Source organism: Paraclostridium sordellii, assembly GCF_000953675.1.
In the GTDB taxonomy this organism is placed as follows: domain Bacteria; phylum Bacillota; class Clostridia; order Peptostreptococcales; family Peptostreptococcaceae; genus Paraclostridium; species Paraclostridium sordellii.
On record NZ_LN679998.1, the window covers coordinates 1269332 to 1292975 of the forward strand.

A 23644-nucleotide genomic window follows, 5' to 3' on the forward strand; every position below is an offset into this window, starting at 1 on the left:
TTAGTTGAAAAAATTAAGGGGGTTAACCATATGTATAGTGTAGATAAAAGTAAAATTGAAAATGCGATAAGAGATATCCTAGAAGCAATAGGTGAAGATCCAAATAGAGAAGGCCTTTTAGATACTCCTAGTAGGGTTGCTAAGATGTATGAAGAAATTTTTTCGGGAATACATAAGGATCCAAGAGAACATTTAAAAATTCTTTTTCAATCTGAGGAACATGAAGAACTAGTTTTAGTAAAAGATATACCTTTTTATTCATGCTGTGAGCATCATTTAGTTCCGTTTTTTGGTAAAGCTCATATTGCATATTTACCTAAGGATGGTAGATTAACTGGGCTGTCTAAACTTGCTAGGGTTATAGAAGATTTAGCTAAAAGACCACAATTACAAGAGAGAATAACAAAGGAAACTGCAGATATTATAATGCAGGAATTAAAACCGTATGGAGTAATAGTGGTTTTAGAAGCTGAACATATGTGTATGACTATGAGAGGTGTAAAAAAGCCTGGATCAAAGACTATAACTTCTGCAGTAAGAGGAATATTTGAAAAAGATATAGCCGCTAGAGCTGAAGCGATGAGTTTAATAAATATGAGATAGGAGAGATTACATGTTTGACTATGGCAAAAAAACTTATTTAATGGGAATTTTAAACGTTACTCCAGATAGTTTTTCAGATGGAGGGAGTTACACGAGTTTAGAAAGAGCATTAAATCATGCAAAAGAAATGATAAATGAAGGTGCGGATATAATTGATATTGGAGGAGAATCAACAAGACCAGGGCATGAAGCGGTTGATGAAGATGAAGAACTAAGAAGAGTTATACCTGTTTTAAAAGCGTTAAAAGAAAAATTGAATGTAAAAGTTTCAATTGATACATATAAGGCTCAGGTGGCAGAGGAAAGCTTAAAGTTAGGAGCGGATATGATAAATGATATTTGGGGGCTTAGAAAAGACCCTAAAATGGCAAATACTATAGCTAAATATGATGCCTATGTTTGTATAATGCATAATCAAGATGGAACTGATTATGAAAAAGATATAATGAAGTCTATAGAGGAGTTTTTTATAGAAAGTATCAAAATTGCACAACAATCAGGTATAAGTAATGAAAAAATAATACTAGATCCAGGAATAGGTTTTGGAAAAACATTTGAACAAAATATTGAAGTTATGAGTCGTTTAAATGAGTTAAAGAAATTAGGATATCCGATTTTATTAGGAACATCTAGAAAATCTATGATAGGAAATATTCTTAATGTAGAACCAAAGGAAAGAGTTGAAGGGACTATAGCTACAACTGTTTTAGGTATAAATGCAGGGGTAGATATAGTAAGGGTACACGATATAAAGGCCAATTTAAGAGCTATTAAAGTAACAGATGCTATATGTAGAAAGTAGGTGCTTTATGGATAAAATACTATTAAACAATATGGGATTTTATGGATATCATGGTGTCTTCAAGGAAGAAAGCGTGTTAGGTCAAAAGTTTTTTGTTGATATGGAACTTTACTTAGATACTAAAGAAGCTGGAATTACAGATGATATGGAGAAGTCTGTAAGCTATGGAGATGTTTATGAAGTGGTAAAAGATATAGTTGAAAAACAAAGATTTAATTTATTGGAAGCATTAGCTGAAAATATAGCAAAACAAGTTTTTGAAAGATTTGAATTAATAGAAGAAATTATGGTTAGAGTAAAGAAGCCAGAAGCTCCAGTACCTGGAATATATGATTATTTTGGGGTTGAAATAAGGAGACGAAGATATGAATAAAGTATATTTAGGATTGGGGACTAATATAGGTGATAGATTAAATTATTTAAAACAAGCAATATCAAAATTACAATCTAACAAAGATATAAAGATAACTAAAAAATCTAAATTATATGAAACTAAGGCTTGGGGTTATACAGAACAAGATGATTTTTTAAATATGTGCATTGAAATAGAAACCAATTTATCACCGATTGAACTTTTAAATGAGTGTCAAAAGGTTGAACTAGAATTAAATAGAGAGAGAAAAATTAGATGGGGGCCAAGAACTATAGATATTGATATATTATTTTTTAATGATATAATTTTACAAGAAGAAAAATTAGAAATTCCTCATCCAAGAATAAAGGAAAGAGCATTTGTATTAATTCCATTATTAGATATAAGCAACAATTTAAAAATAAATGATGTGCATATAAATGAATACCTAGAATCTTTGACGGCTGAGGAAAGAGAAGAAGTAAAGGAGTTTATAGGTAATGAAGAAAAACCTATTTAATAATAATTTAAATATAAAGATAAATGAAAATTTAGAACTACCAAAAAATAAAATAATTATGGCTGGCCCATGTGCCATAGAAAGTTATGAACAACTTTTAGAAACGGCTAAATTTATAAAAAAACAAGGTGCTAATATGCTAAGAGGTGGAGCGTATAAACCAAGAACTTCACCAAATTCATTCCAAGGATTAAAAGAAGAAGGCCTTGAAATTTTAAAAGCTGTAAAAATAGAAACAGGATTACCTGTAATAACAGAACTTATGGATGCTAGAGATTTAGAAAAAATATATGATGTAACAGATATAATTCAAATTGGCTCTAGAAATATGCAAAACTTTACTCTTTTAAGTGAAGTAGGAAAACAAGATAAGCCTGTTATGCTAAAAAGAGGGATAAGCTCTACTATAAACGAATGGATTGGAGCAGCTGAATATATCGCAATAGGTGGTAATTCTAATATAATAATGTGTGAAAGAGGTATAAGAACCTACAATGATTATACTAGAAACACTTTAGATATAGCTGCAGTGCCTATAATAAAAAAAGAGACAAATTTACCTGTAGTTGTAGATCCAAGTCATGCAACTGGTGTTAGATATTTGGTAAAACCTATGTCTATAGCATCCCTTGCAGCTGGAGCAGATGGTCTTATGATAGAAGTACACCCAAATCCAAGTGAAGCTTTATCAGATGGGCCACAGTCGCTTAATTTTGATGAGTTTGAAGACTTAATGAATAGTATAAAAGGATTATATTAGTATTTAAGAGGCTAAAAGCCTCTTTTTTATTTTTATATTTTATAAAAAAAGGTATTGAAATGATAAATATTATGCAAAATAATAAAGTGACAAATTTTTAAGTAGAAATTAATTCAAGTAAATTATACATTAAAAAAATTTAGATAAAAAAGAAGGAATTTTATAAAAAAAGTCGAAATATGTATAATGAACATTTGACAAATTTCTAATATATTGTAAAATAGTAATGTTAAAAAAATTACACCAGAAGGTGGTAATATGATTGATATAAAAGATACGATAGAAGAAATCAAATCTAGGTCTGATATAGTAAAGGTTATATCAGATTACATCAAAGTACAGCAGTCAGGATCTAACTATAAAGGTTTATGCCCATTTCATGGAGAAAAAACTCCTTCATTTTATATAAACACTTCAAAACAAATTTATAAATGCTTTGGGTGTGGAGAAGGTGGAGATGTTATCAACTTCATTATGAAAATTGAAAATCTTGAATTTATGGATGCAGTCAAATTATTAGCAAAAGATTGTGGAATTGAAATAAACACAAATATGGACGAGCAATCTAAAATTAGGATGGAAAAAATAAAGAAATTCCAAGATATAAATACAGAAGCTGCTAGATATTATTTTTCAAATCTAATTAAAGATAAGAATTATGGGTATGAATATTTAAGAAAAAGAGGTCTTGATGATAAGATAATTAAAAAGTTTGGATTAGGATATGCACCTAAAGCATGGACTAATCTTATGGATTATTTAATAAGCAAGGGCTATGATAAAAATACCCTTGTTGAATGTGGTCTTGTTACATATAAAGAAAATGGAAATAAGTATTATGATAGATTCATCAATAGGGTGATTTTTCCTATATTTGATTATAGAGGAAATGTAATAGGTTTTGGTGGAAGAGTTTTAGATGATGCGCTTCCTAAATATTTAAATTCACCAGATACATTAGCATTTAACAAGAAATATAATTTATATGGGCTTAACTTTGCTAGAAAAAATATATCAAATAGAACAATGATCCTCGTTGAAGGATATATGGATTTAATTTCGCTATATCAATACGGTATAAGAAATGTTTGTGCTACACTTGGAACAGCCCTTACTTTAGAACAAGGGAAATTATTAAAAAGATATGTAGATAATGTAGTAATTTCTTATGATTCAGATGAAGCAGGAGTTAAAGCAACTTTAAGAGCTATAGATATATTAACTAGCGCAAATATAAATGTTAAAGTTTTGAATTTAAAAGATGTAAAGGACCCAGATGAATTTATTAGAAAATATGGTTTAGTTGAATATCAACAAGCTATAGAAAATGCAGTTCATTATATAAAATACAAAATAGTTCAATGTAAAAAAAATTATGACTTAACAAAAGATGAAGACAGACTAAAGTTTACAAAAGAAAGTACAAAAATAATAAAAACTTTAAAAAGTGCTGTAGATATAGATTACTATATTAAATTTTTAAGCTTAGAAAGTAAAATTAGTGAAGATTCATTGAAAAAAGAAGTTTACGGAAATAACTATAAACCAAGATATAATGAAAAATTTAAAAATCAAAAATATGTAAAAAGAGACGAAAATGCTTATAAAAAACCTTCCATAATAAATAATGGAAACGAGTTTATAGAAAAAACTCTAATAAGAATAATTTTAGAAAATAAAGATTTAAGAACTTGGATAAATTTAAAGTTTGATGAAAATGACTTTATTTTAAAAGAAAATAAAGAAATTTTAAAATTTATAATTAAAAATGAAGATTTGGATAAAATAACTATTGACAAATTGAAAAGTTTAAACTTATCCGAAGAATATCTTGAAAATTTATATTCTATTAAAATTGAAAATATAAATTTAAATGATAATAAAAGTATAGAAGAAGTAATAAAGAAGGTAAAACGAAATAAACTTCAATATGATATAGATAATTTATTGAAGATGCAAAAAGAATTAGAAACAAATAAATCTAATGATAATTCAAATGCGAAAGAGGTAGATGTACAAGTTATGGAAATTGCTATAAAAATAGTTGAATTAAGAAGATTATTACAACAAATATAAATGAAGGGAGGATTGAGCATGGAAACTAAAACACCAAAAAAAGAATCAAAGAGAGTAACCGCTAAATCTCTTATAGAAAAAGGTAAAAAGCAAGGAAGTCTTACATTAATGGAGATAATGGAAGCTTTTTCTGAAACAGAACTTGATAAAGATCAGGTTGAGAATTTATATGAAACATTAGGAAATTTAGGAATAGAAGTAATACAAAAGAAAGAAGAAAAGGCTGATGCAGATATAGAATTTAGTGTAGAAGACGTAGATATGTCTAGTCTAGATATAGATGACAGTATTGATGAAGAAAGTTCTAAAGAAGAAAATACCATGGAAATAGAACAAATTGATTTAACTCTACCTAAAGGAATCAGCATAGATGACCCTGTTAGAATGTATCTTAAGGAAATTGGTAAAATACCTTTACTTAAACCTCATGAGGAAGCGGAACTTGCAAGAAGAATGCATGAAGGTGATGAAATTGCTAAACAAAGACTAGTAGAAGCAAACTTAAGATTAGTTGTAAGTATAGCTAAGAGATATGTAGGAAGAGGTATGTTATTCCTAGATTTAATCCAAGAAGGTAACTTAGGTCTTATAAAAGCTGTTGAAAAATTCGACTACACAAAAGGATTTAAGTTCAGTACTTATGCTACATGGTGGATAAGACAAGCTATAACTCGTGCTATAGCAGATCAAGCAAGAACAATAAGAATACCAGTTCATATGGTTGAAACTATAAATAAATTAATAAGAGTTTCAAGACAATTGCTACAGGAGTTAGGTAGAGATCCAAAGCCTGAGGAAATTGCAAAAGAAATGGATATGACAGAAGATAAAGTTAGAGAAATTATGAAAATTGCTCAAGACCCAGTTTCATTAGAAACTCCTATAGGAGAAGAAGAAGATAGTCACTTAGGAGACTTTATACCAGATGATGATGCTCCAGCACCAGCTGAAGCAGCAGCTTATTCTTTATTAAAAGAACAAATTGAAGAAGTTTTAGGATCTTTAAATGAGAGAGAACAAAAAGTTTTAAAACTAAGATTTGGACTTGAAGATGGTCGTGCAAGAACTCTTGAAGAAGTTGGAAAAGAATTTGATGTAACAAGAGAAAGAATAAGACAAATAGAAGCTAAAGCTTTAAGAAAACTAAGACATCCAAGTAGATCTAAAAAACTTAGAGATTACTTAGATTAATATAAAAATTCGTCTATAATGGGCGAATTTTTATATATGCAGAATATATTTGAAAGGAATTAAAACGTTGAAGTTAACAGATAGATTATTAAAGATAGCGAGTCTTGTAGGAGAAAATAAAAAAATAGCTGATATAGGAACTGATCACGGGTATATACCAGTTTATTTATTAAATAATAATAAGATAAATTATGCAATACTAGCAGATGTAAACAAAGGGCCATTAGAAAATGCTAGAAAAGAAGTTAAGCATAATAAATTAGAAAATAAAGTTGATTTAAGATTAGGTTCAGGTCTTGAAGTATTAAAAATAAATGAGGTAGATGAAATAATAATAGCTGGTATGGGTGGTATATTAATAAGCGAATTATTAAATGTAAAAAAAGATGTTTCACAAAGTGCTGAAAAGCTTATTTTACAACCTATGCAAGCTCAAAGTGAGTTAAGGAAATATTTATACAATAATGGGTACGAAATAATAAATGAAGTTTTAGTTAAAGAAGATTTTAGAATATATGAGATAATTGAAACTAAATATACTGGTAAAAACACAGAAGTTACAGATGATATATACTATGAAGTGGGGAAAAAGCTTATTGAGAATAAAGATGACTTATTGGAAGAGTTTTTAGATAAGAAAATAAATGCATACAAAGGATTATTAGATAAGTTAGATGGAAAAATTGGAGAAGGAGTAGAAAGAAAAAGAATAGAAACTATGGAAAAAATAGACAAACTTAAGGGGTTGATATAATGAAACTTAAAAGTTTAATTAAACAAATAGAAAAAAAGTATCCTTTAAACTTAGCTTATGATTGGGATAATGTAGGACTTTTAGTTGGAGACTATGAAAACGAAGTAAAGAAGATTATGGTAGTTCTTGAAGCAAATGAAGAAGTTGTTAATGAAGCTATAGAAAAAGAAATAGACTTAATCATAACTCATCATCCGTTTATTTTTTCAAAAATGAAAAAAGTGACGACTCAAGATTTAAAAGGAAAACTTATACATAAACTTATAAAAAATAACATATCAATATACTCTATGCACACAAATTTTGATATTGCATTTGATGGATTAAATGATTATTTTGTTGATTTATTAAATTTAAAAGATGCGAAGATACTTGAAAAGACTAATAGTGAGGTTTTATATAAATTAGCAGTTTATGTTCCTAAAACTCATTTAGATAAGGTAAGATCAGCCTTAGGAAATGCCGATGCAGGTCATTTAGGAAATTACAAGGAATGTTCTTTTAGTATAGAAGGTGAAGGAAGATTTAAGCCATGTGAAGGAGCTAACCCTTATATAGGGGAAGAAGGTGCATTAGAGAGTGTAAATGAAGTTAAAATTGAAACTATAGTTCCTCAAAAAATTTTAGGAAGAGTAATCAATGCTATGATTAAATCTCATCCTTATGAAGAAGTTGCATATGATCTGTATAAGTTAGAAAATAAAGGTGAAGCTGTAGGGCTTGGAAGGTATGGAAAGCTAGAGGAAAAAATGACTTTCAAAGATTTAGGTATGATTCTTAAAGAAAAACTAGATATAAAGCATTTAAGAGTAGTTGGAAATTTAGAAGATGAAATATCTAAAGTTGCAATAGTTACTGGATCAGGAGCCGATATGGTAAAAAAAGCTTTTAAATCTGGATGTGATGTATTAATAACCGGAGATATGAAATATCATGATGCACAAGATACTTTAGATATGGGTATGAAAGTAATTGATTGTGGACACTTTGATACTGAAAAAGTATTTGCAGATATAATGTTTAAATATTTAGATGAAAATTTTGATATGGATATTATAAAAAGTGATGTAAATTTAAATCCTTTTGATATAATATAGTTATGAAAAATAGCCTTAAGATTTTCTTAAGGCTATTTAAGCTATGGAGGAAAAATATGAATTGTAATAATTGCGAATTAAAATGCTCTAATCAGCAAAATTACTGTAAATTATGTGGAGATGATTTAAAAAAATACAATACTAATACAATTAAATTTTATAAAAATGATTTTTGTGAAATTTGTGGAGAAAAACAAAATAAAGGTAATAGGTATTGTAGTAAATGTGGAAACAATTTGAGTTTTATTGATAAGGATAAAGAAATAAAGTGGAATTTTAAAGACCCTGATAATATAAAAGCTTTTATAAAAAGTCGTTTTAAAGTTCCAATAGTCTCTATTTTAATGTTAATTTTAATATCTATAATAATTAAGTGTATTTTAGGATTTGTAGAATCGGATATAAATAAATACTTAAATGTTTTTAATATACTAATGGGAATTAATTTAGTTCCAATTGATATATCATCATCTTCGAATTTAGGATTTGGAAAAATAAATATAAACTTAGGTATAATTTTATGGATTATTATTCCTGCTATATGTATAACAATTTCAAGTATTATTTTTATAAAAAAAGATGAAATTGATAAAACAAATATATTAAAAGAAACTTTGATTATTAGTATTATTTATGGTGCATTTATTGCATTTGTATCTGTTTTAGGAAAAAGGACTATTTCTTTATCTATGAATGAATACTATAATTTATCAATTATTTTAAGATATAGTCTTTGTAAAAGTTTCATAAATGGAATTTTAGTTTGTTTTATACCTACATACATAACACTTTATAACAAAGTAAAGCCAAAAGAAAATATTTATAAAATTATTAATAAAGTATTAAAAACAATAGGAACTTTATTAATAATAATTTTAATAACCTTAATTGTTTGTTTTGTTTTTAATAAATTATATTTAAATAGTAAAGGTATAATGACTTTGGTTATGTTGGTTCAAATATCTACTTATATAATTCATTTAGCTAATTTAATACCTATGATAATTATAAATTCTATAATATCGATTTTTAGCATGAGCAATTTAGTTATGTACATAAATGATAATATGCTATTGGTTATATACTCTATTATACTGTTTAATGCTATTTTACTTATAGTTGCAGGATATGATGTGAAAAATAAGTTTAAAAATCAGAAATACATAAAGATTTTTAGCTTAATATATTCTATAGTAATTGGAGCCAGTATACATCTAACTAAAATAGATACAAATGGAACAATATCTTTACTTGAATCTAAAAGTTATGAAACTTATTCTTATATAGGTTCAAGTGCAATTTTAGGTATGATGATTTCTTTTTTATACTGTTATATAATGTTATTCATAGGATATAAACTAAATAAAGAATAGTATTAAGGATTAGGAGAAATAAAATGAATAGTATAGTGAATATTATAAATAAAAATAGAGAAAAGATAGAAGAAGTGAAAGAAATATCTAAGTTAAAGAAGATAATAGAAAAAGCTGAAGATGAAAAAATTAAGATTTTTTTAAATTCAGGAATCAAAATATATGAAATGATTAGACGAAACGAGGTAGAAAATAAAAAAATTATTGATTTATTTGATCATATAACTGATTGGGATGAAATAATATATGAAGCTAATTTAAATATTAATGATATCAGTCAAAAAGAGAATGAAACTTGTGAATGTGGAAATATATTAATTAAAGGAAGTAATTTTTGCTGTAATTGTGGAAAGAAAGTAGATGAAGAAATTACTTTAAAATGTGACTATTGCCTAAACTACATAGATGAAAATGATGTTTTTTGTGGGTGTTGTGGAAGAAAAATAAAATAAGTACTTTATCAAGCTATAATTAACATAAGGAAGAAGGAAGTATCGTATGTCAAATGCTAAGAAGTCAGCAGTTGTTTTAATGATTATAACGTTTATATCTAAAATAACTGGTTTTTTAAGAGACATAATATTAGCTCAACATTTTGGTGCAAGTATTGTAACAGATGCCTATATAACAGCTTTAAATATACCAGTAGTATTATTCACCGGAATAAGTGCATCACTTGGGACTACATATATACCTATGTACTTTAAAATTAAAGAAGAGCAAGGTCAAGAAGGAGTTAATAAGTTTACGAGTAATGTTTTAAATATAGTTCTCATACTAAGTTTTATAATTATAGTTTTAGGGACTCTGTTTACTCCATATATTGTCAAAGTATTTGCAATGGGATTTAAAGGTGAAGAATTAAGAATTACAACTGAGTTTTCAAAAATTCTTATGCCATCTATAATGTTTATTGCAGCTAATGGATTAGTTTCATCTTATTTATTAGCAAATGGAAGGTTTTATATATCAGGAATTGTATCTATACCATTTAATATAATATGCATATTAGCTATAATTATTGGAAGCTTTACTAATTCTTACACTATGGTATGGATAACATTATTTGCATATATGGCTCAATTGATCTTTCAGATACCTTTTCTAAAAAAAACTGGATATAAACACAATTTAAAAGTAGATATGAAAGATAATAATGTAAGAAATATAATTTATTTAATTATACCTGTGTTTTTAGGTTCATATGTAGATCAAATAAATAATGTTATAAATAGAACTTTAGCATCTACACTAGATACAGGTAGTATAACGGCACTTAATTATGCAAATAAATTAAATGTATTTGCTATAGGAATTTTAGTTATATCCATATCTACTATAATGTATCCTATACTTTCTAAATTTGCTAGTCAAAATAATATGAAAGCTTTTAAAGGAAGTTTAATACGATGTATAAATCTAGTTATAATTATAATGTTACCGATTATGGTTGGTATGATGGTATTTGCAACACCTATTGTAAGCCTATTATTTGAGGGTGGATCCTTTAGCAGTAGAGATACTTTCTTAACATCAACAGCACTTTTGTTTTATGCTTTAGGAATGGTATCTTTTGGTATAAGAGACATGCTATCTAGAGGATTTTATTCTTTACAAGATACTAAAACACCAGTTAAAAATGCTGTAGCAGCTGTATTTGTTGATATAGTTTTTTCTATAATTTTAGTGAAGATAATGGGAATAGGTGGACTAGCATTATCTACATCTATATCTGTTACATTTGGAGCAATACTACTTATGGTTGCTCTAAGAAAAAAGATAGGAAGATTAGGAATAAAAAGTAGTGTTATAACTTTTTTAAAGGCTATAACTGCATCTTTGATAATGGGATTTACAGTTAATAAGCTATATACATTTATTATAATAATAGGAGATAGTTTTATAGATGAAAAAAAACACTTAATATTTTTAGGATTAACTATAGCTACAACAATAGGTGCATTAATTTATTTGATTTTAAGCGTGATTTTCAATATAAAAGAAGTTAAAGCTGTATTAAAACAATTAAAATCGAGAATATTGATTTTACTAAAAAAGTAAGGTAATAAATCTTACTTTTTTATATTTAAAGAATAGTTATGATATAATTAAATATATATTAATTACTTAAAAGAACTAGGGGGAAAAAAATGAGCTTAGAAGTGTCAGAAAAGCTATGCAGAGATAATATAAGATATTTAAATTTGCTTTCTAAACAATATCCTACAATATCTCAAGCCGCAAATGAAATAATAAATTTAGAATCAATTTTAAATTTACCTAAAGGAACAGAACATTTTTTATCTGATATACATGGAGAAAGTGAGCCTTTTGTCCATGTATTAAGAAATGGATCTGGAGTAGTTAAGAGAAAGATAGAAGAACTATTTGGTGATTCTATAATGGAAAGTGAAAAGAAAACTTTAGCAACTTTAGTTTATTATCCTGAACAAAAACTAGAAATAGTTTTAAAAGAAGAAGAAAATATAGATGATTGGTATAAAGTTACTCTTCATAGAATTGTTGAATTGTGTAGATATGCATCAACAAAATATACAAAAGATAAAGTTAGAAAATATCTGCCAAAAGATTTTGCATATATAATTGAAGAACTTTTAAATACAGATTGTAATATAGATCATAAGAAAAAATATTATCAGCAAATTATAAATACTATAATTGATACGGATAGATCAAAAGAGTTTATAACAGCTATATCTAAGCTAATTCAAAGGTTAGTAATAGATAGATTACATATTATTGGAGATATATATGATAGAGGGCCAAGACCGGATATAATTATAGATACTTTAATGGATTATCATAGTGTTGATATACAATGGGGTAACCATGATATATTATGGATGGGAGCAGCTGCAGGGCAAAAGGTATGTATTGCTAATGCACTAAGAATTTCAGCTAGATATGCAAATCTAGATATTGTTGAAGATATATATGGAATAAATATTCTTCCTCTAGCAACTTTTGCATTAAATATTTATAAAGATGATCCTTGTGAGGCTTTTTTACCTAAAATATCTGAGGGTGAATATAATAAAAGTGAAATTTCATTAATAGCTAAAATGCACAAAGCTATATCTATAATACAATTTAAATTAGAACATGAAATTATAAAAAGAAGACCTGAATTTAATATGAACCATAGATGTTTATTAGAAAAAATAAACTATGAACGTGGAATTATAACTTTAAAAGGAAAAGAATATAAGCTTAAAGATACTAATTTTCCTACAATAGATCCAAAAAATCCTTATAAATTAACTAAAGAGGAAGAAGTAGTTATAGATAAATTGAAGTCATCATTTATTAATAGTGAAAAACTTCAAAAGCATACTTCGTTTTTATTCTCAAAAGGAAGTATATATTTAAACTTTAACTCTAATCTTTTATTTCATGGATGTATACCACTAAATGAAGATGGAAGTTTTAAAAAATTTACAATAGAAGGAATTGAATATAAAGGAAAAGAATTAATGGATAAATTTGATTCTTTAGCTAGAGAAGGGTATTTCTATAGAGAAGGAAACTCACAAAAAGAATATGGAATGGATATTATGTGGTACTTATGGACAGGAGAAGCATCACCTTTATTTGGAAAAGATGATATGGCAACTTTTGAAAGATATTTTATAAAAGAAAAAGAAACCCATAAAGAAAATAAAAATGCATATTTTAAATTAAGAGATACTGAAAATATGTGCAATATGATATTTGAAGAGTTTGGTCTGGATAAAAAAGAATCGCATATAATAAATGGACATGTACCTGTTGAATGTAAAAAAGGAGAAAGTCCTATGAAAGCTAATGGGAAATTAATAGCTATCGATGGAGGATTTTCAAGAGCTTATCAACAAAAGACTGGTATAGCTGGATACACACTTATATATAACTCTTATAGTCTTCAATTGGTATCACATCAGCATTTTACAACTACAGAACAAGTAATATATGAGGAAAGTGATATTTTGTCAACTACATCTATAGTAGAGAGAAATCTAAATCGAAAATATATAAGAGATACTGATATTGGAAAAGATATTTGTGAAAGTATAAAAGATTTAAAATTACTACTTTTAGCATATAGAAAAGGGCTTATAAAAGAGTCTTAAATAAAAAAGGATTAATACAATTGTATTAATCCTTTTTTATTTAAGCTACATCATTAGTTAAATCTTTTTTCGATTCCCAACACTCACAACCAATTAGACCTTCTATACTTGAAGATTCAAATTTAGGTTCTTTTATACCTGATTTTTTCTGGTTTGAATAATCCTTTAAGGCAAGGAAAGCAAATTTACTTAACTTAGCTATAGCAAATAAGTTTATAATAGCCATGAAGCCCATAAATAAATCTCCAAGGTTCCAAACAATTTCTACTGCAGTTAAAGAACCGAATATAACCATTCCTATAACGAATATTCTATATACATTTAAAAGGCTTTTACTCTTTGTCATATATTCTATATTTGATTGCCCATAGTAATAGTTTCCTACTATAGAACTAAATGCAAATAAGAATATACAAATAGCTATAAAATAATGTCCTATAGATCCTATTTGAGATGAAAGTGCATATTGCGTTAATTGAATACCTGATAGATTGCTAGAACCGTAGTCTGAACAAGTTAAAATTATAAATGCTGTACAACTACAAATAACTATCGTATCTGTAAACACACCAAGAGCTTGTACAAGTCCTTGTTGAACAGGATGAGATGTTGACGCTGTAGCTGCTGCATTTGGAGCACTACCCATACCTGCTTCGTTAGAGAATAAACCTCTTTTTACACCCATAAGTATAGTAGCTCCAATTCCACCACCAGCAATTGCTTTTATTCCAAATGCATTTTCTATTATTAATTTTAAGATATCAGGAAGTTTAGTTATATTCATACCAACAACAAGTATTGAAACTATTATATAGGCAACTGCAAATATAGGAACTATAACTTCTGATATTTTAGCAACTCTATGAACTCCCCCAAAAATTACTACAGTTGTTAAAACTGCTAAGACTATACCTATAAACATTTTATCTAAGCCAAATGCAGATTGGAAAGCTTCCGCAACTGTATTTGATTGAATTGCATTAAAAACAAATCCAAAACAAATTGTTATAAGTATTGAAAACGTCACACTTAAAAACTTATTATTAAGTCCTTTATCTATATAATATGCAGGACCTCCTCTAAAACCATCTCCATCTTTTACTTTATATATTTGGGCAAGAGTAGATTCTACAAAACTAGATGCAGCTCCTATTAAGGCAACTAACCACATCCAAAATACAGAACCAGGACCACCAAGAGTAATTGCTATTGCAATACCAGCTATATTACCAGTACCAACTCTTGATGCAGTGCTTATACAAAAGGCTTGAAATGAAGAAATTTGTCCTTTCTTTTTATCTGTAGAAGATGCACCTAGCAACTTAATCATTTCTTTAAAATACCTAAATTGAACAAAATTACTTTTAATCGTGAAATAAATACCTAAGATTAATAATAAAGCAATTAAGACATACGACCATAAAATATTGTTTAAAGATGTAACTAAATTATTAAACATACTCAATTAAAATACCTCCTTAATAAAACTTAATTTATCAAATTCTTAAAAAAGAAATTTTTAAAATTTAAAATTCATTTTTTTAAATTATACAACAAAATTAACAAAAGATCAATATTAAAAACCTTGTAAAAACCTAGGAAAACATTTTTGTTAATGTTTTGATATGAATAATTAAAAAATAAAATTGCAACTAAAAATAAAATATACTTTATAAGATAAGCTAAGTTAATAAAAACACTTAATAAAAGAATAAATATATTTACATTTAATGGAAAAAATAAATTGAGAAAAAGTTATCATATATTAATCAAAACCACTTGATTCTACAAAAATTTAATTATATAATAATAGATATAATAAAATTAAATAAAATTTTATTTTGTTTATGAAAACGTAATTCAATACTAAGGAGTGTAAAATATGGGTCTATTTGATATATTCAAAAAATCAAAGCAAGAAGAGTCTGCTAAAGGAATAGTATCACCTACAAATGGAGAATTACTAGATATAAGTAAGGTTCCAGACGAGGTATTCTCAACTAAAATGATGGGTGATGGATTCGCTATAAAATCAACAGATGGTGTTATAGTATCTCCTGTAGATGGTAAAATAGGAGTGGTTTTTGAAACAAAACATGCAATAATAATAGAATCTAAAGAAGGTAAAGAAATACTTTTACACTTAGGTATAGATACTGTTAACTTAAAAGGTGAAGGGTTTGAAGTATTTGTAAATGTAGGTGATGAAGTTAAAGCTGGAGATAAACTAGTTAAGATGGATTTACCATTTATAGAGGCAAACGCTAAATCGTCTATAAGTCCAGTTATATTTACAAACTTAGAATCTAATGAATCTATAAAAGTGACAGAAGGTCCTGTAAATGTAGGAGAAGCTGGTAAAGTAGAAATAGTTAAGTAATTAAAAAGAGTCTAAATTTTAGACTCTTTTTTTATAAATATAGTAATTTTTTTGAATCTTAGTGCATAAATTTTAATATAGAATTTATTTTTATTTAAACTAAGGGGGAAAAATTATGAAAAGCCAATTAATAAGAGATTTACATTCTGTAAATGTTAGGAGACACCCGGTAACTAGAAAAAAACTAGAAAGTTTAAAAACATCTGAAATAGTGAATATATGGTTTGAGTATTTTAAAAAGGAAAGTAATTAAATTTAAAAATATAAGTCGCAAATAGCGGCTTTTTTTTATTCTAATAGGTTAACTTATAAAATTAAAAAGGTTGACTAAAATAAAAACAAATACTAAAATAAAATTAATAATTTATTGCTAAGGAGAAAAAATATGGTAAGTAAACTATATGAACTTATAAAAAATGGTTATGGAATAGATAAAAAAGAAGCTATAGAACTTTTAAATTTAAAAACATGTGAACTAGCTAAATATGCAAATGAATTAAGAAACTACTTTTTAGGCAATCAATTTGACACCTGTTCTATTATAAATGGGAAAAGTGGAAGATGTAGTGAAGATTGCAAGTTTTGTTCTCAGTCATCTTTTCATGAAACAGATATAGAGATATATCCATTATTAGAAACACAAAAATTTATACAAGATGCTAAATATCATTTTGAAAAAGGAGTTAAAAGATATTCTATAGTTACATCAGGTAAAAAATTAAATAAATCAGAATTAGATAAAATTTGCAATTCATACAAAGAGATAGGAAAAAATGTAGACATAAAGATATGTGCATCCCATGGTCTATTAAGTGAAAATGAACTTAAAAAGTTAAAAAAATCTGGGGTGAAAAGATATCATAATAACTTAGAAACTTCTAGAAATTTTTTTAATAAAATTTGTACAACTCATACATATGATGAAAAAATTGAAACTATAAAAGCTGCACAAAGAGCAGGGTTAGAAGTTTGTAGTGGAGGAATTCTAGGGCTAGGTGAGACTTTTATAGATCGAATAGATATGGCTTTTGAATTAAGAGATTTAAATATTAAATCTATACCTATTAATGTATTAAATTACATCGAGGGAACGAGTATAAAAATTAAAGATCAGATAACTGAAGATGAAGTATTAAAAACCATTGCAATTTTTAGATTTATAAATCCTAAAAGTTTTATAAGGCTTGCAGGAGGAAGAAATGTATTAACTAATTATGGAGAGCATGCATTTAAATCAGGAGCAAATGCAACTATAACAGGAGATTTACTAACCACTTGTGGAAATAGTATAGAAAATGACTTGAATTTAGTAAAATCAATGGGATTTGAAGTATAGGAGGACATATGAAATCTAGAGGAATTTTTATTATAGGAACGGATACTGATGTGGGGAAAACGTATATTAGTGCAATTCTAATGAAAAAGTTGATTGATAAAAATATTAATGCTACTTATTATAAAGCAGTATTAAGTGGAGCAATTGAGGAAAATGATAAATTAATACCAGGAGATGCTAAACATGTATGCGAAATTTCAGGACTTGATGAAAAATATGAAAATATAGTTTCATATTCTTTAAAAAATCCTGTATCACCTCATTTAGCAGCAAATATAGAGAATATAGATATAAAATTTGAAAAAATAAAAAATGATTTTCAAAATTTATATAAAAAATATGATTTTATTTTAGCTGAAGGAAGTGGAGGAATAGTATGTCCTATAAAAATCAAAGACGGCGAAACCTTAATGTTAGAAGATATAGTAAAAATGACTGGATTTGAAATAATACTTGTAGCTAGATCATCAGTTGGAACTATAAACCATACATTTCTTACTGTCAAATACTTGAAATCCAAGAATTTTAAAATTAAAGGAATTATTTTAAACGAATTTGATAGAGAAAATATTGCTCATTTAGATAATGCAAAAACAATAGAGTTGTTAACTGGAGTTAAAATTATAGCTTATGTTCCTAAGATGTATAAAGAAAGTCAAGAAATTGATATAGATATAAACAAGGTTATAATTTAATAAAAATTAGGGGGATTTATAAAATATGAATTTAGTAGAAAAAGATTTAAAATATATATGGCATCCATGCTCTCAAATGAAAGACTATGAAACTTTTAAACCTATAGTAATTGAAAAGGGAAAAGGTATAAACTTATATGATATAGAAGGTAATCAATATATTGACGCAATAAGTTCTTGGTGGTGTAATTTATTTGGACATGCTAATGAAAGAATTAATAATGCAATTAATAATCAAGTTAATGATTTAGAACATGTTATATTTGCAAATTTTACTCATACTCCAGCTATTGAACTTTGTGAGAGAATAATAAAAATTTCTCCAGATAGACTTAGTAAGGTATTTTTTACAGATAATGGATCAGCTTCTGTAGAATGCGCTCTAAAGATGAGTTTTCAATATCATGCTCAAGTTGGAAACACATCAAAAACTAAATTTGTTGCTATAACTGATGCATATCATGGAGAGACTATAGGAGCACTTTCTGTTGGAGATTTAGATTTATATAGTAAAGTATATAAACCTATAATGTTAGATACAGCTAGGATTGAAGGGCCTGATTGTTATAGATGTAAGTTTAATAAAAAAAGAGAAACTTGTAATGCTGAATGTTTTGTATATATGAAAGAGTATATAAATAAAAATCATGAAGAAGTTGCATCTATAATAATTGAACCTATGGTACAGGGTGCAGCAGGAATGAAAATTTATTCGCCTATATATTTAAAGAAGTTAAGGTTATTATGTGATAAATTTGATATACATTTAATCGCTGATGAAATAGCTGTAGGGTTTGGAAGGACAGGTAAGATGTTTGCTTGTGAACATGCTGATATATCACCTGATTTTATGTGCTTGTCTAAGGGGCTCACAGCAGGATATGTACCTATGGCATTAGTTTTAACAACAGATAAAATATATAATGCTTTTTATGATGATTATAATACTTATAAAGCATTTATGCATAGCCATACATATTCAGGAAATCCAATAGGATGCAGTATAGCAAATGAAGTTTTAAATATATTTGAAGATGAAAATATACTTGTAGAAAATGAAAAAAAAGCGAAAAAATTTAATGAAAAAATTATTAAAAGTTTAAATGAACATAAAAATGTAGGAGAAATAAGATCTATAGGTCTAATTAATGCTATTGAGTTAGTAAAAGATAAAATGAATAAGGAAATGTTTGATTCTAACTTAAGAATAGGGTATCAAATTTATAAAATAGCTCTTAAAAAAGGGGTACTTCTTAGGCCTTTAGGAAATATATTATATTTTAATCCTCCTTATATTATAACTGAAGAAGATATGGATAAGATGGTTAATGTATGCAAAGAATGTATAGATGAGGTTATAAGTAAGCTGTAGCTTACTTATAGCCTTATTTATATTTTACTGGAGCATTGTAGTTTACTCCTTTAGTATCTACTTTTATAGAAGATATCACAAATGTTTTGCCTTTTGAACCTAAATCTTCTATTTTATGAACTAAATCTAAACCATTTATAACTTTTCCAAAACTAGCATATTTACCATTAAGATGAGGTGCAGCTTTTGTTACAATAAAAAATTGACTACCAGCACTGTTTTTAGATTGACTTCTAGCCATTGATAAAATACCTTCAGTGTGTTTTAAATTATTTTTAAATTTATTTTTATTAAATTCTCCTTCTATTGTATATCCAGGACCTCCTATACCAGACCCTTCTGGACATCCACCTTGAATAACAAAATTCTTTACTATTCTATGAAATATTAATCCATTATAAAAATTATCATTAGCTAAAGATATAAAATTATTTACTGTATTTGGAGCTATATTAGGATAAAGTTCTGCTTCTATAACGCCAACATCTTCTACTGATATATATGCTATAGGAAGCATTTTAGGATCTATATCTACATTAGATTGTTTTTCTATGCTAGGTTTACTAAATAAATTTGATAATTTAGAAAAAAAGTTATTTTTACTCATTAAATTTACCTCCCAATTTATATATGAAAATAATTATATCATAAAATAATTAAAAATATAAATAATGATAAAGTATAAATGAACGTATGTTTGGCTATAATCTTATTAATAAGCTAAGAGGAGGCTAAGATTTTGAATAGTATAATATTATTAGGAAGATTAACAAAAGACCCAGAAATTAAATATATTGGAGAAAAAGGAATACCAGTTGCTAATTTTACAATAGCGGTTGATAGAAAATTAAAAAAAGAAAGTAAAGGTCAAAAAACAGATTTTATAAAAATAGAAGCCTGGAGAGAAGCTGCAGACTTAGCTATAGATAGATTTAAAAAAGGAAGTTTAGTTTCTGTAACAGGAGAACTAAGAATAGATGAATATAAAGATAGTAATGGGAACAATAAATATATGACTAAAGTAACTACATATAAGGTACATTTATTAGAACATAGTAAAAAAATATTTAGCGGAAATGATGTATTTAAATTAGATGAAAAAAACAGTATAGATGAAGCTACATTACCATTTTAAAAATAACCTTGTAAAGTGTTTGACTTCTATAAAGAAGCATATAACTTTACAAGGTTATTTTTATTAAATATTTATATTTTATGAAGTTAATTAATATGAATAAAAAGATAAAAATTTAACAAAATTATTGAAGTTTACACTTATAAATAACTATAATTAAATTATAAGAGTATATGAAAACATATAAGGGGTAGATTCTATGTGGTTTATGCGTTTTTCAAAAGCAAATTGTAAAAATTGTTATGCCTGTGCTAGAGTTTGTCCAGTTAATGCAATAAAAATAAAAAATGAACATGCCCAGGTTATAGAAGAAAGGTGTATTATATGTGGTAAATGCTTTAAGGTTTGTCCTCAATATGCAAAAATAATTAAATCAGATGTATATAAAGTAAAAGAGTATATATCAAAAGGAGATAAAGTTATTGCATCTATAGCACCAAGCTTTTCAGCTATATTTGGAGAACACAGTAATAAATTGAAATCTTTATTAAAAAAGCTTGGATTTTATGATGCACAAGAAGCTATTTATGGAATCGATTTAGTAGAAAAAGCATATGAAGAATATGCAAATAAAGAAGATGATTTATGCTATATAACAAGTTTTTGTCCTTCTGTTACAGGACTAATACAAAAACATTACCCAGAACTTATAAAAAATTTGATTCCTATAATATCTCCAGCGGTTTGTCATAGTAAATTAATAAAGGCTAAATATGGAGAAGATGTAAAGGTTGTGTTTATAGGACCTTGTTTGTCAAAAAAAATTGAAGGAGTTGAATCCGGGAATATAGACAATGTATTAACTTTTGTTGAGTTAATAGAATGGATAAACTATGAAAATATAAACATAGAGAAATTAGAAATAGAGAATTTTGATTGTAATAACTCGCAAAAAAGATTATTTCCTATAGTAGGGGAACCCACTAAAAGTATAGAAAATAAAAATCCTAGAAAAACAATTATTCAGGTTGAAGGAAGTAAAGATTGTATAAAAATGCTCAAGGCAATTAAAATAGGAAAATTTAAAAATACTCTTTTAGAATTAAGTTTTTGTAGACATAGTTGTTTAGGTGGTTCTGGTATGCCAAAAGACAATATAAATTGTTATGAACGAAGAATTAGAGTTAGAAATTATGCAAATAGTATGGGAAATAATACTGATGAGAAGGTAGATGAAATATATCCATTAAATAATTTTAGTATAAATATGAATAGAGAGTATAAGTGTTTAAAGAAAGATTTAAAAATACCAAATGCAATAGAACTTAGAGAAATTTTAAAAAGTATGGGAAAATATATAAAAAAAGATGAGTTAAACTGTGGCAGTTGTGGATACTCTACTTGTAGAGAAAAAGCTGTTGCTGTATATAATAATATGGCTGAGATTGAAATGTGTCTTCCTTATATGAGAGATAAGGCTGAAAATCTAGCAAATACTATAGTTGATGTAACTCCAAATATGGTAACTATAGTAGATAAAAATCTAGATATTGTAAAGATGAATAAATCTAGTGAAAAGTTTTTTAATACAAATGTAGAAAAGTATAAAGGGTTGCCTGTAATTTTATATTTGGACGAAAAGCCTTTTGAGTATGTACTAGATAATAAAAAAAATATAATAAAAGAAAAAGTATTTTTAAAAGATAGTTCTAAAGTTATAATTCAAAGTATATTATGGCTAGAACATAATAAGGTTATGCTTTGGATAGCGGATGACATAACTGAAAATGAAGAACTTGAAAAAAAACTTATGGAAAAGAAAATAGATGCTATGAATATAACTCAGGCTGTAATAGATAAGCAAATGAGAGTTGCCCAGGAAATCGCAAGTCTTTTAGGTGAGACAACAGCAGAAACTAAAGTTACATTGAATAAATTAAAAAAACTTATTCAGGAAGAGGTAGTGCAATGAATTACTACTTTGATTTTTCAAGTTTTAGTATGAATAAATATAATGAAGAACTTTGTGGTGATAAAGTTGAATTTTTAAATAGTGATGAAAAGTTTATAGCTGTATTGTCAGATGGATTAGGAAGTGGAGTTAAAGCTAATATTTTAGCTACACTAACATCTAAAATAGCTATAACTATGTTGAAAGAAGGGGCTGAACTACCTGAAGTTGTTGATACTATTTTAAAAACTCTTCCAGTATGTTTAGAAAGAAATTTAGCATATTCAACTTTCACGATAATTACAATAGATTTTGAGGGTATGGTTTATATAGCTGAGTTTGATAATCCAAGTATATTTTACCTAAGCAATAAAAAAGTTCAAGATATAAATTGGATAGAACTTAGTATAAACAATAGAAAAATAAGAGAGAGTAGATTTAAAATAAAAGAAGATGATATACTTATATTTGTAAGTGATGGAGTTATATATGCTGGAGGAGGAACAGTATTAAACTTAAACTGGAAATGGGAAGATGTAAAAGCATATATTGAAAAATTTATTGCGGTTAATATGACATCTAGAGAAATTACAAGAACTTTAATTGGAGCTTGTGATCAATTATATATGCAAAAACCAGGAGATGATACTACTGTAGCAACTATAAAAATATCAAAACCTAAATATACAACTATATTTACAGGTCCTCCTAAAGATAAAAAGCATGATGAATATGTAGCAAGTGAATTTTTAAAAAATAAAGGGAGAAAAGTCATATGTGGGGGAACTTCTGCCAAAATTATAGCAAGAAAGTTAAATCAAAAAATAGATATGAATTTTAATATAATTGATGAAGATATACCTCCAATTGCTAGAATAAAAGGAATTGACCTTGTAACAGAGGGAATGCTAACTTTAAAAAGGTCTATAGAAATATTAGAAAGCATAAAGGATGGAGAAAACACAAAGTTAAAGGATGATGGAGCTTCAAAACTTGTAAAAATACTTTTAGAACAATCTACTCATATAAAATTCATAGTAGGATGTGCTATAAATTCAGCTAATAAGTGTATGTATAATAATGAAATAGAAAATCCCAAAGTAGAAGTTATAAAACAATTAGAAAAAACGCTTAAAAAATTTGGGAAAATAGTAGAAGTTTATTACTGTTAAATAAA

Annotated in this window: 23 protein-coding genes; 21 read left to right on the forward strand and 2 right to left on the reverse strand. The window is 26.8% G+C overall.

All coding sequences use genetic code 11. The features are described 5' to 3' along the window. Positions 1–30: 30 nt before the first annotated feature. From folE to ATCC9714_RS06210, 13 genes are all read left to right on the forward strand, one after another. Positions 31–603, forward strand: a complete 573-nt coding sequence (folE, locus tag ATCC9714_RS06150; RefSeq protein ID WP_054630799.1) for a GTP cyclohydrolase I FolE — start codon at positions 31–33, stop codon at positions 601–603. A gap of 10 nt (positions 604–613) precedes the next feature. Next, on the forward strand, positions 614–1405 hold the full coding sequence (folP, locus tag ATCC9714_RS06155) for a dihydropteroate synthase (protein WP_054630800.1): 792 nt from the start codon (positions 614–616) through the stop codon (positions 1403–1405). 7 nt (positions 1406–1412) lie between these two features. After that, entirely contained in the window at positions 1413–1778 is a 366-nt protein-coding gene (gene folB / locus ATCC9714_RS06160; protein WP_021123993.1) for a dihydroneopterin aldolase, read from the forward strand. Further along, entirely contained in the window at positions 1771–2277 is a 507-nt protein-coding gene (folK, locus tag ATCC9714_RS06165; RefSeq protein WP_054630801.1) for a 2-amino-4-hydroxy-6-hydroxymethyldihydropteridine diphosphokinase, read from the forward strand. Before folB ends, folK begins: the two co-directional genes overlap by 8 nt. Next, positions 2258–3037, forward strand: coding sequence for a 3-deoxy-7-phosphoheptulonate synthase (aroF, locus tag ATCC9714_RS06170; protein ID WP_054630802.1), 780 nt, complete (start codon positions 2258–2260; stop codon positions 3035–3037). Before folK ends, aroF begins: the two co-directional genes overlap by 20 nt. Before the next feature lie 258 nt (positions 3038–3295). Then, a complete protein-coding gene (dnaG, locus tag ATCC9714_RS06175; protein WP_021128328.1) occupies positions 3296–5113 on the forward strand; it encodes a DNA primase in 1818 nt (605 codons plus the stop codon). Between the two features lie 18 nt (positions 5114–5131). Next, complete coding sequence (rpoD, locus tag ATCC9714_RS06180; protein WP_021128327.1) at positions 5132–6304, forward strand: RNA polymerase sigma factor RpoD; 1173 nt, start codon at positions 5132–5134, stop codon at positions 6302–6304. A gap of 67 nt (positions 6305–6371) precedes the next feature. Beyond that, entirely contained in the window at positions 6372–7058 is a 687-nt protein-coding gene (locus ATCC9714_RS06185) for a tRNA (adenine(22)-N(1))-methyltransferase (protein ID WP_054630806.1), read from the forward strand. Then, the gene (locus tag ATCC9714_RS06190; protein WP_057544749.1) at positions 7058–8155 is read left to right on the forward strand and encodes a Nif3-like dinuclear metal center hexameric protein; all 1098 of its coding nucleotides are present in this window, start codon (positions 7058–7060) and stop codon (positions 8153–8155) included. The genes ATCC9714_RS06185 and ATCC9714_RS06190 overlap by 1 nt, the downstream gene beginning before the upstream one ends. A gap of 56 nt (positions 8156–8211) precedes the next feature. Beyond that, positions 8212–9528 carry a hypothetical protein gene (locus ATCC9714_RS06195; RefSeq protein ID WP_057544750.1) on the forward strand — a complete coding sequence of 439 codons (1317 nt, stop codon included), beginning with the start codon at positions 8212–8214 and terminating at the stop codon, positions 9526–9528. 23 nt (positions 9529–9551) lie between these two features. Next, a complete protein-coding gene (locus ATCC9714_RS06200) occupies positions 9552–9980 on the forward strand; it encodes a zinc ribbon domain-containing protein (RefSeq protein WP_057544751.1) in 429 nt (142 codons plus the stop codon). Positions 9981–10026: 46 nt separating this feature from the next. Beyond that, positions 10027–11589, forward strand: coding sequence for a murein biosynthesis integral membrane protein MurJ (gene murJ, locus ATCC9714_RS06205; protein WP_054630813.1), 1563 nt, complete (start codon positions 10027–10029; stop codon positions 11587–11589). A gap of 89 nt (positions 11590–11678) precedes the next feature. Next, positions 11679–13658, forward strand: coding sequence for a fructose-bisphosphatase class III (locus ATCC9714_RS06210; protein ID WP_057536020.1), 1980 nt, complete (start codon positions 11679–11681; stop codon positions 13656–13658). A gap of 40 nt (positions 13659–13698) precedes the next feature. On the opposite strand, the gene ATCC9714_RS06215 is transcribed toward ATCC9714_RS06210, so the two are convergent. Continuing rightward, positions 13699–15117 carry an alanine/glycine:cation symporter family protein gene (locus ATCC9714_RS06215; protein ID WP_130624508.1) on the reverse strand — a complete coding sequence of 473 codons (1419 nt, stop codon included), beginning with the start codon at positions 15115–15117 and terminating at the stop codon, positions 13699–13701. Between the two features lie 423 nt (positions 15118–15540). Between ATCC9714_RS06215 and ATCC9714_RS06220 the strand changes: the two genes are divergently transcribed. The 5 genes from ATCC9714_RS06220 (at position 15541) to bioA (ending at position 19441) form a co-directional block, all read left to right on the forward strand. Next, positions 15541–16038, forward strand: a complete 498-nt coding sequence (locus ATCC9714_RS06220; RefSeq protein ID WP_021124013.1) for a PTS sugar transporter subunit IIA — start codon at positions 15541–15543, stop codon at positions 16036–16038. Between the two features lie 115 nt (positions 16039–16153). Next, positions 16154–16291 (forward strand): hypothetical protein, encoded by a 138-nt coding sequence (locus ATCC9714_RS06225; protein WP_021124014.1) that lies wholly within the window; start codon positions 16154–16156, stop codon positions 16289–16291. A 132-nt stretch (positions 16292–16423) separates the two neighbouring features. Continuing rightward, positions 16424–17374 carry a biotin synthase BioB gene (gene bioB / locus ATCC9714_RS06230; protein WP_021124015.1) on the forward strand — a complete coding sequence of 317 codons (951 nt, stop codon included), beginning with the start codon at positions 16424–16426 and terminating at the stop codon, positions 17372–17374. A gap of 8 nt (positions 17375–17382) precedes the next feature. Further along, positions 17383–18069 (forward strand): dethiobiotin synthase, encoded by a 687-nt coding sequence (gene bioD / locus ATCC9714_RS06235; RefSeq protein ID WP_057544752.1) that lies wholly within the window; start codon positions 17383–17385, stop codon positions 18067–18069. 25 nt (positions 18070–18094) lie between these two features. Then, on the forward strand, positions 18095–19441 hold the full coding sequence (bioA, locus tag ATCC9714_RS06240; protein WP_057544753.1) for an adenosylmethionine--8-amino-7-oxononanoate transaminase: 1347 nt from the start codon (positions 18095–18097) through the stop codon (positions 19439–19441). Positions 19442–19454: 13 nt separating this feature from the next. On the opposite strand, the gene ATCC9714_RS06245 is transcribed toward bioA, so the two are convergent. Next, positions 19455–19958, reverse strand: coding sequence for a peptidylprolyl isomerase (locus ATCC9714_RS06245; RefSeq protein WP_334291060.1), 504 nt, complete (start codon positions 19956–19958; stop codon positions 19455–19457). A 222-nt stretch (positions 19959–20180) separates the two neighbouring features. Between ATCC9714_RS06245 and ATCC9714_RS06250 the strand changes: the two genes are divergently transcribed. The 3 genes from ATCC9714_RS06250 to ATCC9714_RS06260 all read left to right on the forward strand — a co-directional run bounded on the left by ATCC9714_RS06250 (position 20181) and on the right by ATCC9714_RS06260 (position 23639). Further along, a complete protein-coding gene (locus ATCC9714_RS06250; protein WP_057536023.1) occupies positions 20181–20576 on the forward strand; it encodes a single-stranded DNA-binding protein in 396 nt (131 codons plus the stop codon). 199 nt (positions 20577–20775) lie between these two features. Further along, positions 20776–22488, forward strand: a complete 1713-nt coding sequence (locus ATCC9714_RS06255) for a [Fe-Fe] hydrogenase large subunit C-terminal domain-containing protein (RefSeq protein ID WP_057544754.1) — start codon at positions 20776–20778, stop codon at positions 22486–22488. Continuing rightward, complete coding sequence (locus tag ATCC9714_RS06260; RefSeq protein ID WP_054630826.1) at positions 22485–23639, forward strand: SpoIIE family protein phosphatase; 1155 nt, start codon at positions 22485–22487, stop codon at positions 23637–23639. Before ATCC9714_RS06255 ends, ATCC9714_RS06260 begins: the two co-directional genes overlap by 4 nt. Positions 23640–23644: the final 5 nt, after the last annotated feature.